Raw genomic sequence first — 15963 nt, 5'->3', positions numbered from 1 at the left:
GGGTCGACGGCAGGCCGTCCTCCGCTTTCCTTTTCTTCCCGATGGATAATGTCTATACGAGGCAAAGGGCCGGCGCGAGTCCACAGTCGGCGCCCGACTAGCGGAGGGATTAACCTGTCGCAGCCGTCGAAGACCGTCTTGATCTGCTCGTGCGAAGACACGATGCGTCTCGACATGGCCGCGATCCGGCGCGGATGTCCGAACAGCGAGATCAGAGGCTTTCGCCATCTCTGCGGGCCCGAACTCGATCATTTTCGCAAGGCAGCCGCGGAGACTGGCCCGCTGACGGTCGCCTGCACGCAGCAGGCCGCGCAGTTTTCGGACGAGGCCGGCGAACGGGCCAAGGCGATCAGCTTTGTCAATATCCGTGAGACGGCCGGCTGGTCACACGAAGGGGCGCGCGCCGGCGCGAAAATGGTCGCCCTGTTGGCGGCCGCCTCCATCCCGGCGCCCGACTATCCGCTGGTCACCCTGTCGAGCGACGGCGTGATCCTGATCTATGGGCGCAACGAAGCTGCGATCGAGGCCGGCCGGCTGCTTGCGGATCACCTCGACGTCACGGTCATGCTGAAGCAGATCAGTGACACCGTGCCGCAGGCGGCAACGGTCTTCCCGATCGTGAGGGGCACCATCCGCTCTGCAAAAGGACACTTTGGCGCCTTCGAGCTCATGATCGACGACTATGCCAGGCCCCGCCCCTCCTCGCGCGATCGCTTCGTGCTTGACGCTTCCCGAGACGGAGTGACGTCGCACTGCGATATCGTGCTGGACCTTTCGGGCGGGATGCCGCTGTTTCCCGCACACGACCTGCGCGACGGGTATCTCCGCGCCGACCCGAACGATCCCGCCGCGGTGCTGCGCGCCGTCTTGACCGCACGCGACCTCGTCGGCAGCTTCGACAAGCCGAAATATGTCGACGTTACGCCCGGTCTTTGCGCCCATTCGCGCTCGAAGCGCACGGGGTGCCATCGCTGCCTCGATCTCTGCCCGACCGGCGCAATCACGCCCGCCGGCGATCATGTCGCTGTTGATCCAAACATCTGCGCGGGCTGCGGGCAATGCGCCGCCGCCTGCCCGACTGGCGCTGCATCTTACACGTTGCCGCCCGCCGATACGCAGCTTCAAAGACTTCGCGCCATGCTGCTCGCCTACCACGCGGCCGGCGGCGCCAACGCGGTGCTGCTGTTCCATGACGGCTCGCACGGCACACCGTTGATCGAAGCTCTGGCACGACATGGCGACGGTCTTCCCGCGAACGTGCTTCCCTTTGTCGTCAACGAACTCACGCAGGTCGGGCTGGAAGCGATCGTCGGCGCATTCGCTTATGGTGTAACAGCCGTGCGCTATCTGCTGCGCGCAAAGCCGCGCCACGATGTGACCGGACTATCGCAGACGATCGGCATGGCCGATGCGATCCTTGGCGGTCTCGGCTTTGATGGCCAGCGCGTCGCCACGATCGAGACCGACGACCCTGACGCGCTCGGCAGCCATCTCAGCGGCATCGGCCCGCTCGCGGCGGTCGCAACACCGGCGACCTTCAGAACCGTCGGCAAGCGGCGCGACCTCCTGCGCTTCGGCCTCAGCGAGCTGCATCGTCTTTCGCCAAAGCCGGTGGACGTGATTGCGCTGCCGCAGGGCGCACCAGTCGGCGCGATCAGCGTCGACACGGACGGCTGCACGCTGTGTCTCTCGTGTGTCTCCGCCTGCCCGACCGGCGCGCTGCGCGACGACCCCGAGCGGCCCGTGCTGAAATTCATCGAGGACGCCTGCGTGCAATGCGGCCTGTGCCAGACCACCTGTCCGGAAAAGGTCATCACGCTCAAGCCGCAGATCGATTTCCGCGCCGCCCGCGCTCCCGCCGCAGTCATCAAGGAAGAGGAGCCCGCGCTCTGTGTCCGCTGCGGCACGGCGTTCGGGGTGAAGAGCACGATCGACCGGATCGCCGCCAAGCTCGAGGGGCGGCACTGGATGTATCCCGCCGGCGACAAACGGATCGAGGCGCTCAAGATGTGCGCCGACTGCCGCGTCATCGTCATGAGCGAGCAGCAGTTCAATCCGTTCAAGGGCATTCCCGAACGCACGCCGCCGCGAACGACGGACGACTACCTACGTCAGCGCGAGGGCAAGGACTAGGCAAGACCAGCAGACATCTACGCAGGGGCAGGAAACCAGGGGAAGCATCACCATGTCTCGTTTGATCACAGCTCTGTCGACGTGCTTGATCTCCATCGCTTTCGCCGGCGCAGCGGCCGAAGCTGCCGCTCCTCCACTGACCAAGGCACAAAAGGTTGCCGTGAAACAGGCGATCGCCGCCTGCAAAGCCGAGGCCAAGGGCAAGAAGATCGCATGGCTGTCGCGTCGCAAATACGTCAATCACTGCGTCGCGGAAGCGCTCAAGGAGCACCCCAGCATCGACGTCATTCAGATCCTCAAGCAACATCCGGAGATGAGGGATCTTCAGATGGACAATTGGGATTCGATCTGAGAGGCAGCTATCGCGACGTCACGCGGCCCAGGAAATCGGTGAGCGCGCGGCGATCCTCGGGCGAGCCGATGCGCTGCTCCGGCATCTTGGTACCGGGGGTGTAGGCGTTCGGTCCAACCTCGAACAGCTTTGCAACCGTCTCCGGCGTCCAGACGATGTCCATCGTCTTCAGGGCATCGGAGAAGCGGTAGCCCGGCAGCGATGCGATCTTACGGCCAAACAATCCGGCAAGCGTCGGGCCTGCGCGCTGGACCTCCTTGTCCGACAGCGTGTGGCAGGCAACGCACGCCCGGAACACGTCGGCGCCATGATCGCCGGCATAGGCAGCGAGCGGATCGGCCGGTGAGCCCATCAGACTCGAGCCGACGGGATCGCCGGTGCGTGCATTCCACCGCCTGATCTTGCCGTCCGCGCCCCCCGTCATCAGCGTCTCGCGATCCGGAAGGAAGGCAACCGACCACACCGGCAGCCCGGGCCCGACCAGCGTGCGTAGCAGGCTGCGCGACTTGCGATCGATGATCGCAACTGTGCCGCCGATGCCGGCCGCGGCAATCAGCTTGCCGTCGGCCGACATGGTCACGGCCACCACCGGTGTTGGGCCGGCCGATATCTCGCCGCTGACCTTGCCGTCCGTGGTCAGCATCCGCAATATGCCGTCGACCGCGCCTGTGACGATTTCACCGTCCGGCGCCACGGCTACCGCGTTGAGCGGAGCCGGCAACGTCACGATCTCAGGCCGGCTATCCGGCAAACGCCAGATACGCAACGTAAGGTCGTAGCCGGCGCTGACGAGCGACCTGCCGTCCGGCGTGAAGGCGACGCCGTTGACGTTCTGCGAATGCCCTTCGAGCACGCGCGACACGCCGTCCGACAGCGACCAGATCCGCACCGTCCGATCCCATGAAGCCGATGCGAGCAGTGCGCCGTCGGGAGAGACCGCGAGTGCGACGATTGGACCGACGTGTCCCTCGAACACCCGGTCCGGCTGCCGCCGGCCCGCCGTCCAGACCGCAATTCGTGCATCGGCACCCGCCGTGATCATGCGGCCGTCGTTCAGAAAGGCGACGGCATTGACCGCATCAGCATGATACCGCAGCACCTCCTCCGCTGTCTCCGCCTTTAGCGACCAGCGAATGGCGGCTGAGTCGAAGCTGCCGGACAAGAGGCTGTCCCCATCGGGGGAAATAGCAAGAGCCCGCACGGAGCCGCCGTGTCCGGCCATGTCGGCGTGCACGGATGATACGGCCAAGATGGCCCACAAGGCTGCGGCGCCGCCCGCGCAGAAAGGTAGTCTCATTGACCCTCGCCGCGTCCCGTTCACGCTCTCAAGATTGCCAGAAGAGCCGACGGAGGAGAATATCCGAACCGATCTATTTGGCTGGTGCCGTCGTGGTTTTGGAGGATCCTTGAGGCGCGGCCTGCATTCCAGGCGGGCTCTGACCCTGGGGACTTTCGGCGGGCGCGCCACCCGAGCCTGTATTGATGGGGCCCGTCCAGCCTTGCGGCTGTGGTTGGCCCTTCTCCTCGGGAGGGGTTGGTGCCGCAGATGAGTTGGTTTGCGCGGGTTGGGCGGAGGCGCTCTGGAAGAAGCAGAGTGCCGCGAAGCACAAGATCGTTGTTGGCAATTTCACGTCGGATCCTCCGGTGCGTGTACTAAACCGGGCAACGCTGCCTTCCGTTCCGGAGCGTGCATTGCAATAACCTGACTTCTCTCATCCTCCGCTTGAACGCCGGTGGTCCGAAGACTAGTCTCTGGCTGGTCACGTCAAGGACGACTGGCATGCAGGGGCCAACGCGGCCATTTCTGCGGATGATGGCGCGGCTGCGCGCTGTCCGCGCGCTCGATGGGCCGCAAGATCCCATTTCCCGAGAAGCCTCGCCCTTCCTGATCCTCGTTGCCATCGTGCTTGCGCTTCTTTTTTCGATATTAGAGGTCGACCTGAATACCGCGGCGCTTCAGTCCGTAGGCTTGATGGGCAATGGATTTTCCATCGATCCCATCTTCAAGAGCCCATAAGATCGCTTGTGCCTTGGTGCGATCAACGAGTTTGCTCGCGGCAAGCCGTGTCGTATAACACCTTGACGTTTCGATCGAAGGAGGCTGCGGATGAAGGCTTTTCTTCTTGGCTGCGTCGCGGCCATGGTGATCGCGATTGCGGGAATGGTGGTCTTGAATCGGGTCCAGGAGCCCGTCGCCCAGGCGTTTGCTACGACCGGCGTGCGTCTCTGAGACACTCAAATCTCGCAGAGCGTTAGGCCCCGTCGGCCGGTGCGATTCTCCACGCTTCCGCGTGCGAAAGACCCCACGATCGTCTCGCCTTTCGAGACCGTCGGGGCATCCTGTATCGGCAAGACGACACGCGAGGAGTTCGAGAGCATCGAGCAACTTTCGTGCACGGGCCTTGGCGTTTGCGGTGCAAGGTATGCTGCAAACGCCGAGGGTGTGGACCATCGCAGCGTTCGGCGTCAGCTTTTCTCGACTAGCCCTACCCGTTTTGGCCTTTCGGTGCATACGAAAGCTGGAGTGCACATCCGTGTGGCCTTCACCCAAATCGACATCAGGAAACTGGCGCGTCGGAGCCCGCTACAAGACATTGATGCGGCTGAGGCTTTCCGACGGCGCAAGGGCGCCGAAGGATGGGTGACCGCGAAGTCGGCAAGCCAGGCTGGTGCTTCGCGTGGAACCTGGCGAAGGCCGTAAAACCCTGAGTTCGTGCGATATTTTTGAACAGCTATTGCATGATAATCATAATATAAAAGACTATCTCCGCTTCGACCGCAGTTCCGATGGGAGGATAAAATGCGCAGGACTGGTGCACACAATTTTCCGGCAATTGATCGCGTGATCTATGGCAAACCGGCGGCTGAGGCCATCAACGAAGAAGCGGAACGACTGAAGGCAACGCGCGTCTTCCTTATCGTCAGCCGCACCTTGAACACCCAGACCGACGAGATTGAGAAAATCCGGCACACGCTGGGCGACAAACATGCTGCGACCTTCGACGGAATTGCACAGCACACCACGCGCAAGCAAGCTGCCGAAGTTGCGCTCCACGCCAAGGAAGCACACGCCGATCTCGTCGTGGCCGTCGGCGGCGGTTCTGCCGTTGACCTCGCCAAGATCGTCATCATGGCGATGGAGCACGATATCCGCGATGAAGCCGGCTTCGATCCGTTCCCCATGGGCCCGGGCGTGAGCCATTCCCCGTTCCGCACGCCTGCAGTCCGACAGATCGCCGTGCCGTCAACGCTGAACGGCGGCGAATACAATGCCGCAGCGCTTGTCACCGATGAGCGCAACAAGCTGAAGCAAATATTCTTTCACCCCCACATGATGCCGGTGGCAGTCATCCTCGACCCTGCCCTCACGCTTCATACGCCTTCGAACCTCTGGATGGGATCTGGCACTCGCTCCATGGATCACGGCATCGAAGCATTGTGCTCGCCAGCTGGCACCCCCCTTGCTGACGAAGTGGTTCTGGCGGGTATCCGCACGCTGCGCGATGGAATGCTCCGGACCCTGCAACAACCTGACGATTTCGAGGCGCGCCGCTTGTCTCAATACGGCTCATGGCTTGCGTCCTTTGGACTGCAGGCACGCGTTCCCATGGGCGCAAGCCACGGCATCGGCCACGTGCTTGGTGGGACTTTCGGGGTTCCTCACTATTATTGCACGCCCGTCATCATGCCGAGCCTTCTTCGCTATAACAAGCCGTTCACCGATGACGCGCAGAAGCGTTTGGCGGCAGCTTTGGGTGCTCCCGGTGGGGACGCGGCAGACGCCTTTGCGGAGTTCGTCAGGCAACTTGGACTACCGGGCCGCCTCGCTGAGGTCGGCATCGGCGAAGACAAGTTCGGCAAGATCAGCGAAATCGCGATCAACCATCGCTTCGTCAAAGCCAATCCGCGCCCCTTCAACGACCAAGCCGAAATCGTCGATCTGCTGCGGATGGCCGCGTAGCTGCCAAGGCGGCGGCCGATGGTAGAGGCACGGCCGCTTGCCTCCGCCATCGCCCCGCTCCGCCCAGAAGCCAACGTCAGTTAAGCCGTGTCTCAATTGTCGGCCGAATGCGTTCTCTCGCACTCGCTCGCGACCGGGCTGCCCAAAGCCTGCCGTCCGGCCTCCAGCAGGAGGTCGGACAAACGCTTGTCGTCGACCGCACGCGCCAGCACGACCGCACCGACCATGGTCGCAATTGCGCCGGCGGCCCTCTGTCTCACATCCGATGACGGCCTCGCCGAGGTCAGCCGCGCGATGATATCGATCATCTTGCTGAGCCCCCGTTCAAGGGTGCGCCGCGCCTCCGGACCTGAACGTCCGATGTCGGCGGCCAAGGCCGGCAACGCGCAACCGCGCCCCGGATCGTCACGGTGGAGAGGACCCAGGTAAGACTCGACAAGTGCGTCGAATCCCTTCCCGGCGGGCAGCCCCTGCGTGAGGCTGAGCCAATGCACGATCGTTCGATCCATGGCCAGGGCGAGCCCTTCGACGACCAACGCGTCGCGCGATTTGAAGTAGGCGTAGAAGCTGCCATGCGTCAGATTGGCGAGCTTCATCAGGTCGGCCACACTCAGGCCATCGGCGCCGGCCTGGCGCAGACCGCGGGAAGCGCTTTCGACGATGCGTCTGCGGGTATGCTGCCCATGGTCTTTCGGGTAACGCATCGCCTGCTCCGGGATGGCACAAGATATTCGCTGTTGACGATCCCATCCCGGCCGGAGCTTCCAGCCCGCGCGGAGACGACGAAATGTCGTCTGCAGCGCGGATCGCAAGCCGTGGCTTCACGCGACCTTGAGATTGGCCCCAGTGTCGGCATCAAGGAATCCCGTCAGCCTGCCCCTGATCAATCGCTCGGCGTCCGCCATGATGCGGTCGATCAACTCCTTCACGGTCGGAATATCGTGAATGAGTCCGACGACCATGCCGCAGCTCCAGGCGCCCGCGTCCATGTCGCCGTCGATCATCACCCTGGGATAGACGCCCGCTACCTGATCATGGATGTCGTCGATCTTGAGGTTCTTGCCCTTCTCGCGCTCGACCTCGAGCAGATGCTCGACGCCCTTGTTGTTCAGGACCCGCTCGGTGTTGCGGAGCGCGCGCATAACGAGCCTGGTGTCGAGCTCGGACGCCGCGACCAGCGCCTCCTTGACGTTCTCGTGCACCGGCGCTTCCTTGGTGGCGATGAACCGCGTACCCATGTTCATTCCCGCCGCTCCCATCGCAAGCGCCGCAACCAGGCTGCGCGCGTCGGCCATGCCGCCGGACGCCACGAACGGGATCTTCAGTTCTTCGGCCGCACGCGGCAGCAGGATCATGTTGGGCATGTCATCCTCGCCCGGATGGCCGCCGCACTCGAAGCCGTCGACGCTGACGGCATCGCAGCCGATCTGTTCGGCCTTCAACGAATGCCGGACCGAGGTGCATTTGTGGATCACCTTGATGCCGCCCGCCTTCAGGGCCGGCATGTATTGTTCAGGGCTACGTCCGGCCGTCTCGACGATCCTGACACCGCCCTCCCTGATGGCAGCGATATACTCCGGATAAGGCGGGGCGCTGAAGGTCGGCAGGAAGGTCAGGTTCACGCCGAACGGCTTGTCCGTCATGTCCCGGCACCGCGCGATCTCCTTGGCAAGCAGCTCCGGCGTCCGCTGGGTGAGGCCGGTGATCAAGCCGAGCCCGCCGGCGTTGGATACCGCCGCCGCCATTTCGGCGAAGCCGACATAATGCATTCCACCCTGGATGATCGGATGCTCGATACCAAACAGTTCAGTGATCGCTGTCTTCACGAATGATCTCCCCGCGTTTCCGCTCAGTGGATGATTTCAAACAAGCCCGCGGCGCCCATGCCACCACCGATGCACATGGTCACCACGCCGTATTTCGCCTTGCGCCGCCGTCCCTCGATCAGGAGGTGGCCGGTGAGCCGCGAGCCGGTCATGCCATAGGGGTGGCCGATCGCGATCGAGCCGCCGTTGACGTTGAGCTTGTCCGGATCGATGCCGAGCTTGTCGCGGCAATAGATCACCTGCACCGCATACGCCTCGTTGAGCTCCCAGAGATCGATGTCGTCGATCCTCAAACCGTGGCGCTTGAGCAGACGCGGGATCGCGGCGACCGGGCCGACGCCCATCTCGTCCGGCTCGACGCCGGCGGCGACGAATCCGCGGAAGATACCGAGCGGCTTCAGCCCCTTGCTGGCTGCAAACTTTCCGCTCGTGACCACACAGGCTGAAGCACCGTCCGAGAGCTGGCTGGCATTGCCCGCGCTGATGGTCTTGCCCTCAAACACCGGCTTGATCTTGGCAAGGCCCTCGGCCGTGGTTTCCGGACGCGGGCCCTCGTCTTTCGTGAGCGTCACCTGTTCGTAGGTGACCTCCTTGGTGTCCTTGTTGACGAGCGCCATCCTGGTCGTGAACGGCACGATTTCATCGCTGAAGCGGCCGGCTTGCAGAGCGGCGCCGACGCGGCGCTGGCATTCGAGGCTGTACTCATCCTGCTTGTCGCGGCCGATCGTGTACCGCTCGGCGACGACCTCCGCCGTATCGAGCATCGACATGTACATTTCGGGCTTCATCGCCATCAGCTCGTCGTCGACGGCGTGGAATTTGTTCATGTGCTCGTTCTGCACGAGGCTGATCGACTCGATCCCGCCGCCGATGGCGACCTCGACCCCGTCCAGCATCACCGAGCGCGCGGCAACGGCGATGGCCTGCAGGCCGGACGCGCATTGCCGGTCGATCGTGGTGCCGGCCACCGTCACGGGCAGGCCAGCGCGGATCGCGCCCTTGCGCGCCACGTTCATCACCATGGTGCCTTGCTGCATCGCGCAGCCCATCACCACGTCTTCCACCTCGCCCGGCGCGATGCCGGCGCGCTTCACGGCTTCGGCCATCACATGCCCGGCCATGGTCGGGCCGTCCGTGTTGTTGAGCGCGCCACGATAGGCCTTGCCGACGGCCGTGCGTGCGGTGGAAACGATGACTGCTTCAGTCGTCATGCTGGCCTCTTCTCTTTACGCGGCCGCATCCAGCTGCGCGTAGCGCAGCACGTGGAACGCGGGATCGCCGAACTGGATGTTGATGGAGGAGATTCGCTTGAAATAGTGTCCGACGTTCAGCTCGTCGGTCATTCCCATGCCGCCGTGAAGCTGCACCGCCTGGTCGGCTACGAACTTCCCGGCATAGCCAATCTTCGACTTGGCCCCGGAGGCGAGCCGCGACAGGCCTGAATCACCGGCGTCGAGGCTGAGATTGAGATGCTGCATCAGGGAGAGCGCCTCCTGATGGGCAATGAACATGTCGACCATGCGATGCTGCAACACCTGAAAGGAGCCGATGGCGGTGCCGAACTGCTTGCGGGTCTTTGAATAGTCCAGCGTTGCGGCATTCAGCTCGCCGATCGCGCCGACGACCTCGGCGCAGAGCGCGCCGATCGCGCGGTCACGACAGGTTTCCAGCGCGGCAACGCCCTCGCCTTCTGCTCCCAGCAATTGCCCGCGGACCTCGCGCAAGCTGATCTCGGCGGCGCGGCGTCCGTCGATCGTCTTGAAGCTCTGGAGATTGACGCCCGCGGCATGGCGGTCGACCACGAACAGGCTGACGCCGCCGCGGTCGCGATTGTCGCCGGCGGTCCGGGCCGAAACGATCAGATGATCCGCCCAAGGCGCTGCCATCACCATGGTCTTCTCGCCGCTCAGAACGTAGTCGTCTCCCTCGCGCCGCGCCTTGGTCGCGATATTGGCGAAATCGAACCGGGAGGCCCTCTCGGTCCAGGCCAGCGCCCAGATCCTGGAGCCGTCGATGATGCCTGGGATGAATGCCTGCTTCTGCTCGGACGTGCCAAGCTGCTCGATCAGGCCGCCAGCAAGCACCACCGTTTCGACGAAAGGCTCGACGACGAGGTGACGGCCGAACTCCTGCATGACGATCATGGTCGACAACGGACCGCCGCCGAGGCCGCCGGCATCTTCGGAAAACGGTGCAGCGAGCAGGCCGAGCTCGGCGAAGGCCCTCCACCGCGTCCGGCTGAACCCCTCCTCGCTCGCCACGATCTTGCGCCGCGCCTCGAAATCATACTGGTCGCGCAGAAGGCGCTGAACGCTGGATCGCAGTAATTCCTGCTCTTCCGTGAACTGAATATCCATCCGGTCCTCCCGATCCGCCGTGGCTTAGAGCCCGAGCACGGCTTTGGCGATGATGTTTCGCTGGATCTCGTTGGATCCGCCGTAGATGCTGAGCTTGCGCGCGTTCAGATATTTCTCGGACGCGGTGTGGCCGTAGTCCGGACCCGGCATGAAGTGGTTGTCACTGACCGGATGCTCGCGGATGGCAAGACCATAATTGCCGATCGCGCGGTGCGTGAGCTCGGTGATGTCCTGGAAGATCTCGGTGCCGCGGATCTTGAACAGCGACGCCGCCGGACCGGGATCGATACCACGCGCCATCTGGGCAACCACGCGTAGTTCGGTCGCCTCCAGCGCCAGCACGTCGAGTTCGACGCGGGCGATGTCGCGTAGAAATCCCAGATGCGCCGGATCGTCGGCCGGTATCTCGGCCTTCACGATCTGCTTCAGCTTCCGGAGATAGCGGGTGGACCGGCCGATGCCCGCCATGCTGGTGCGCTCGTTGCCGAGCAGGAACTTGGCGTACGTCCAGCCCTTGTTCTCCTCGCCGACCAGGTTGTCGACGGGCACGCGGACGTCCTCGAGAAAGACGTCGTTGACCTCGTGACTGCCGTCGATCGTGATGATCGGCCGAACGGTGACGCCGGGCGACTTCATGTCGATCAGCAGGAAGGAGATTCCCGATTGCGGCTTCGCATTCGGATCAGTTCGCACCAGGCAGAAGATCCAGTCGGCGTGCTGGGCCAGCGTGGTCCAGGTCTTGTGCCCGTTGACGACGTAGTGGTCGCCCTCGCGCACCGCCTTGGTTCTGACGGTCGCAAGGTCCGAGCCGGAGCCCGGCTCCGAATAGCCCTGGCACCACCAATCCTCTCCGGAGAGAATTCGCGGCAGAAACTTCTTCTTCTGCGCCTCGTTGCCGAACGTGTAGATCACCGGCCCGACCATGGTCACGCTAAAGGCAAGCGGCGGCAGCGTTCCCGCCCGGGAGGTTTCCTGCTCAAAGATGAACCGCTGTGTGACCGTCCAGCCCGGCCCGCCATACTCCTTGGGCCACAGCGGCGCGATCCAGCCCTTCTTGTGGAGGATCCGGTGCCAGAGCAGTGACTGCTCCTTGGTCAGGTCGGTCTCCGGATTGGGCACGCGCATCTCCGCCGGATAATTGTCCGCGATGAAGGCGCGCACTTCATCGCGGAAAGCCTCGTCATCGGCAGACAGCGCAAGCTCCATCGTAAGGGCCTCCTTACCACTTCTCGCCGAAGGGACGGATTTCCAGCTCGAATGTCCACGCGCTCTTCGGCTGCTGATAAAGCTGCCAATAGGACGCAGCGACGGACGACGGCGGCATCAAGAGATCGGGATCGTCGAGCGCATTCGGACCGAGTGCCTCGAGCCGGCGCTGCCGCACCCATTCCGTATCGACGCCGGAATCGATGATGAGATGCGCGACGTGAATGTTCTTGGGGCCGAGCTCGCGCGCCATCGCCTGGGCCACCGCCCGCAGGCCGAACTTCGCGCTGGCAAAGGCGGCATAACCGCTGCCGCCGCGGAGCGACGCTGTCGCGCCGGTGAAGAAGATCTTGCCGCCGCCGCGAGGCAGCATCAGCCGCGCGGCCTCGCGGCCGGCGAGAAAGCCGGAATAGCAGGCCATCTCCCAGACCTTGCGGAAGACCCGCTCGGTCGTATCGAGGATCGGAAAGTTGACGTTGGCGCCGATGTTGAAGATGCAGACCTCGAGCGGCGCATGCTTGTCGGCATCGGCGAGGAAGGAGATGACCTCCTCCTCCTTGCGGGCATCCAGCGAGCATGCATGGATTTCGCCTCCGGCGGCCTCGATCTCCTTGACGAGCGGCTCGAGCTTGGCCCCGTTCCGGCGCCCGGCGAACACCATGAAGCCCTCCGAGGCGAACTTCTTGGCGATCTCGCCGCCGATATAGTCGCCGGCACCGATCACTGCGACGGTTGCATTTCTCTTTTGCATGGATCGTCTCCCGGTTGGATTGAACTTCGTTAGCTCGACGGCTCTATGCCGTCCTTGCGACTGGCCTCGTTTGCTCGAGGATGGACTCCTCGACGTCACGAAGCTGATCCTTGCCGAAGAACATCTCCTTGCCGACGAAGAAGGTTGGCGACCCGAACGCGCCTCGGCTGACGGCATCGCTGGTCAGATCAATCAACCTCTTCTTGACGTCGTCCTGCTGGGCGCGAGCGATCAATCTGTCGATATCGAGCCCCGAAGCCATGAACGCGTTCCGGAAGATTTCGACGTCGTCCATCTTCTTCGGCTCCTCCCACATATGGTGATAGGCCGCGCGAAAATAGGACTCGAACACGCCCTCGAACTGGGCTGCCACGGCGCCCCGCATCAGCATCAGCGTGTTGACGGGAAAGAAGGGATTCTGGCGGAATTTCGTGACGTTGTGGCGGCGGATAAACCGCTGGGTCTCAAGCGCCTGATATTCCGGCTTGTTCTTGATCCCACGAAGCGAGTCGAACGGCGACATGTTGCCCGTCGCCTTGTAGATGCCGCCAAGCAAGACCGGAACATAATCGAATTTCGCACCCGTGCGCTGCTCGATACCCGGAATCGCCACCTCGGCCAGATAAGCGTTCGGGCTGCCGAAATCGAATTGGAATTCCATCTTCAAGGTCATCTCGGCTCCTCCCGCGGAACATGTGCTTGCACTGGCGATCCGGTCGCCGGCCTGACTTTCCTCAAACATACAGTTCTAAAATAGAACTGTCAAATGCTCCCGCAATCTGCTGATTTGGTCTAGTCTGGAAGGGTATTGTTTGGAGTTTAGTACCTATCTAGAATGGCAAATCCGCGCCGGCCTCTGCAACGATTCGAGACGAGGTCCGTGCCGCGGCGGCGACTGGAGTGTGTGGATGAAGTGGAAGGAACTCGAGGAAGAGCCGTGCTCGATGGCCCGAACTATCGGCGTGATCGGCGATCGCTGGACTCTTCTGATCCTGCGCGAGTGTTTTCTGCGCACGCGCCGCTTCGAGGGATTTCAGTCGGCACTCGGAATCACGCGGCATTTGCTTGCCGAACGTCTGAAGAAGTTGGTTCGGCAGGGCATCCTGCGCCGCATTCCCTACCAGGAATCCCCCAAGCGGCACGAATATATCCTGACCCAGAAGGGGCTCGATCTGTATCCGATCATGATGGCAATCGTGCATTGGGGCGATATTCACATGGTCGACGAGCGCGGCCGCCCCTTGCTGCACCAGCATCGCAAGTGCGGAAAAGATTTCGATCCGGTCATGGTGTGCTCCGAATGCGGCGAGCCGCTGTCGGCCAAGGAGGTTCATACTCATCCCGGGCCGGGTGCTCGCAGCGCGCCGGCGGCAGCGGCGCCGACGACCTCGAAAACAAAGGCACGCTCGCGGGCCGCCTGAGGCTCGCGCATCGAAGGCCTCCCGCGGCCGGAGGTGCCGCCAGATGCGATCTGGCGGCAAGGGAGTGAGTAACGACCGCACGGGACAGGCTCGCTCTCAGACCCGGATCACATCGGCGCCAGCTTCGTGGGTGTAGAGACGCTCAACCTGTTCGGATCGAACTTTCAGCACCGCGCGTTGGTTGACATAGGCCTTGTCGGTGATCTCGCCTGCCGCCATTGATGGCGGGTCTTTCAGCAGAACGAAGGAGCAGATCCGTTCGCTGCTTCCGACGGTCTCATTGTAGTCCCGAAAGCGATCCAGCAGGAACCCGACCACGGCGGGATCCGAGGTCAAATCCGCACCCGGAGTTTTCGAGATCCGTGCGGCCTCCGTGGGATTCAACCAGCAGAGCAGCGCGCACGCCTCACGATTTTCGCCCGCGACCACCATGTCGAGCAAGACACCGCGCGTTGCGGCCAGGATTGCCGCGCGCATATTGCCGATCGAGACCCAGGTCCCATTCGCAAGCTTGAAGTTCTCGGAAATTCGTCCGGTAAAGCGCAGCCCGAGCTCAGGCTTCTGCGGATCCAGAAACGAGACAGTATCGCCGATGCGATAGAAGCCTTCCTCGTCGAAGGCCATTTCCGTCAAATCCGGCCGCCCGAGATAACCCGGCGTGACGTTGGGTCCCTTGACCCTGACCTCGTAAGTATCCGAGACCGGAATGAGCTTGAGCCGCAGTCCCGGCGCGGGAAGACCGATCTCGCCGGGTCGATCTGTCGCCCAATGGGTCGTACTGATGGTCGGGGCGGTTTCGGTCGTACCGTAACCCGACATGACCGGAATTCGCCGGCCGGTCACCGAGAGTGTCAAGCGATAGAGCTTCTCCAGCGTGTCCTTTGAAATTGCAGCGCCGGCATAACTCATTCGGTCCATCCGCTTGAAGACACTGGCGCCCAGATCGAGATCCTTCTCGACCGCGTCACACAGCAGGTTATAGCCGGCAGGCACGTTGAACATGGCGGTCGGCGACACTTCCTTGAGATTGGCGACAGTCTTATGAAAGAGCTGCGGCAGCGGACGGCCGTCGTCGATATAGAGCGTCCCGCCGTTCTTGAGGATGCCGTGAAGAATGACGTTGCTGCCCATCGTGTGGTGCCAAGGCAGCCACTCCACCTGGACTGGCGCAGCCGGAGGAGACACGAGCTGGCTACCCATTTGCAGGGAGCTTGCCATCATGCGGTGGGTGTTGAGCACGCCTTTCGGAAAGCCTGTCGAACCCGACGTGAAGAGTATCTTGGCGACCGCGTCGCACGAGACCGCACGAGATGCCTCGGCAAATCCGTCGCACGCGGTTTTGGCTGTGAGGGTACGGAAGGGCACCGTGTCCGGCGCGCCATCGACACTGATCCAGGTCGCGGCCGCCAATTCCGGAATGGTACGGCCTGCGGAAAACTCACGTCCGCTTTGGACGAACACGAAGCTCGGGCGCAGCACTTCGGCGATGTCCTTGAGACGAGCAAGTCCACCGGGCATCAGCGTGTAGTTTGGCGATATCGAGGCCAGGATGACGCCGATAGACATCGCCGCAAACGAAACCACGGCGTTCTCGATCGAGTTTCCGGAGAGGATGGCCAGCCTGTCCGCTGGCTTTGCGCCCTGATCAAGCAGACTTTGGCCTACCGCCTGGACCTGAGACCATGCCTCGCTGTAGGTGATCTCGTCCCACCCACCCTTCGCATTGCGCTGCGCGAGGAATATCCGGTCCGGGGTGGTGCTTGCCCAGCTCGGCAGAAAGTCCGTGATACGCCAGTCACACGGCTTCCACTCGAGGGGTGAGCTCAATATGAGCGCGCCATCTGGTCGGCGCTCGATTGAAACCTCGCGCGGCGCAAACGTCAGTGCCTTCGTCGACATCGAATTGATCTCCTGAAGTACCGGAATGGCGATCGCAGCCGTTGCGCTCGTGTCGCG

15 protein-coding genes are annotated in these 15963 nt (G+C 62.9%); 6 read left to right on the top strand and 9 right to left on the bottom strand.

What is annotated here, in order from left to right; translation table 11 throughout:
- The first annotated feature begins 162 nt into the window (after positions 1–162).
- Both XH81_RS26720 and XH81_RS26715 read left to right on the top strand, forming a co-directional pair.
- Positions 163–2133 carry a 4Fe-4S binding protein gene (locus XH81_RS26720; RefSeq protein WP_028143617.1) on the top strand — a complete coding sequence of 657 codons (1971 nt, stop codon included), beginning with the start codon at positions 163–165 and terminating at the stop codon, positions 2131–2133.
- Between the two features lie 52 nt (positions 2134–2185).
- A complete protein-coding gene (locus XH81_RS26715) occupies positions 2186–2485 on the top strand; it encodes a hypothetical protein (RefSeq protein ID WP_271596419.1) in 300 nt (99 codons plus the stop codon).
- A gap of 7 nt (positions 2486–2492) precedes the next feature.
- Here the strand turns inward: XH81_RS26715 and XH81_RS26710 are convergent, their stop codons facing one another.
- On the bottom strand, positions 2493–3782 hold the full coding sequence (locus XH81_RS26710) for a c-type cytochrome (protein WP_028143616.1): 1290 nt from the start codon (positions 3780–3782) through the stop codon (positions 2493–2495).
- A gap of 483 nt (positions 3783–4265) precedes the next feature.
- Here XH81_RS26710 and XH81_RS26705 point away from each other — a divergent pair, with 483 nt between their 5' ends.
- From XH81_RS26705 to XH81_RS26695, 3 genes are all read left to right on the top strand, one after another.
- Positions 4266–4502 (top strand): hypothetical protein, encoded by a 237-nt coding sequence (locus tag XH81_RS26705; RefSeq protein ID WP_028143615.1) that lies wholly within the window; start codon positions 4266–4268, stop codon positions 4500–4502.
- Positions 4503–4592: 90 nt separating this feature from the next.
- Positions 4593–4715: a hypothetical protein gene (locus tag XH81_RS26700; protein WP_256379465.1), complete on the top strand. Its 123-nt coding sequence runs from the start codon at positions 4593–4595 to the stop codon at positions 4713–4715.
- A 570-nt stretch (positions 4716–5285) separates the two neighbouring features.
- Positions 5286–6446: an iron-containing alcohol dehydrogenase gene (locus XH81_RS26695; protein WP_028143614.1), complete on the top strand. Its 1161-nt coding sequence runs from the start codon at positions 5286–5288 to the stop codon at positions 6444–6446.
- Positions 6447–6538: 92 nt separating this feature from the next.
- On the opposite strand, the gene XH81_RS26690 is transcribed toward XH81_RS26695, so the two are convergent.
- The 7 genes from XH81_RS26690 to XH81_RS26660 form a co-directional block, all read right to left on the bottom strand.
- Entirely contained in the window at positions 6539–7150 is a 612-nt protein-coding gene (locus XH81_RS26690; protein WP_049801698.1) for a TetR/AcrR family transcriptional regulator, read from the bottom strand.
- A gap of 117 nt (positions 7151–7267) precedes the next feature.
- On the bottom strand, positions 7268–8272 hold the full coding sequence (locus tag XH81_RS26685) for an NAD(P)H-dependent flavin oxidoreductase (RefSeq protein ID WP_028143613.1): 1005 nt from the start codon (positions 8270–8272) through the stop codon (positions 7268–7270).
- A 23-nt stretch (positions 8273–8295) separates the two neighbouring features.
- Positions 8296–9483: an acetyl-CoA C-acyltransferase gene (locus XH81_RS26680; RefSeq protein ID WP_028143612.1), complete on the bottom strand. Its 1188-nt coding sequence runs from the start codon at positions 9481–9483 to the stop codon at positions 8296–8298.
- A gap of 15 nt (positions 9484–9498) precedes the next feature.
- Entirely contained in the window at positions 9499–10629 is a 1131-nt protein-coding gene (locus tag XH81_RS26675) for an acyl-CoA dehydrogenase family protein (protein WP_028143611.1), read from the bottom strand.
- 24 nt (positions 10630–10653) lie between these two features.
- The gene (locus XH81_RS26670; RefSeq protein WP_028143610.1) at positions 10654–11835 is read right to left on the bottom strand and encodes an acyl-CoA dehydrogenase family protein; all 1182 of its coding nucleotides are present in this window, start codon (positions 11833–11835) and stop codon (positions 10654–10656) included.
- A gap of 13 nt (positions 11836–11848) precedes the next feature.
- Positions 11849–12586, bottom strand: a complete 738-nt coding sequence (locus XH81_RS26665; protein WP_028143609.1) for an SDR family oxidoreductase — start codon at positions 12584–12586, stop codon at positions 11849–11851.
- Between the two features lie 43 nt (positions 12587–12629).
- Positions 12630–13259 (bottom strand): 2-hydroxychromene-2-carboxylate isomerase, encoded by a 630-nt coding sequence (locus XH81_RS26660; protein ID WP_271596425.1) that lies wholly within the window; start codon positions 13257–13259, stop codon positions 12630–12632.
- A gap of 235 nt (positions 13260–13494) precedes the next feature.
- Between XH81_RS26660 and XH81_RS26655 the strand changes: the two genes are divergently transcribed.
- Positions 13495–14007 carry a winged helix-turn-helix transcriptional regulator gene (locus XH81_RS26655; RefSeq protein ID WP_028143607.1) on the top strand — a complete coding sequence of 171 codons (513 nt, stop codon included), beginning with the start codon at positions 13495–13497 and terminating at the stop codon, positions 14005–14007.
- 96 nt (positions 14008–14103) lie between these two features.
- On the opposite strand, the gene XH81_RS26650 is transcribed toward XH81_RS26655, so the two are convergent.
- On the bottom strand, positions 14104–15906 hold the full coding sequence (locus tag XH81_RS26650; RefSeq protein ID WP_049801699.1) for an AMP-binding protein: 1803 nt from the start codon (positions 15904–15906) through the stop codon (positions 14104–14106).
- Positions 15907–15963 lie beyond the last annotated feature (57 nt).

Origin of the sequence: Bradyrhizobium sp. CCBAU 25360 (assembly GCF_028128695.1) — a bacterium.
In the GTDB taxonomy this organism is placed as follows: domain Bacteria; phylum Pseudomonadota; class Alphaproteobacteria; order Rhizobiales; family Xanthobacteraceae; genus Bradyrhizobium; species Bradyrhizobium ottawaense.
Note: the sequence above shows the minus strand (reverse complement) of the source record. Positions and strands in the feature narration are given on the sequence as shown.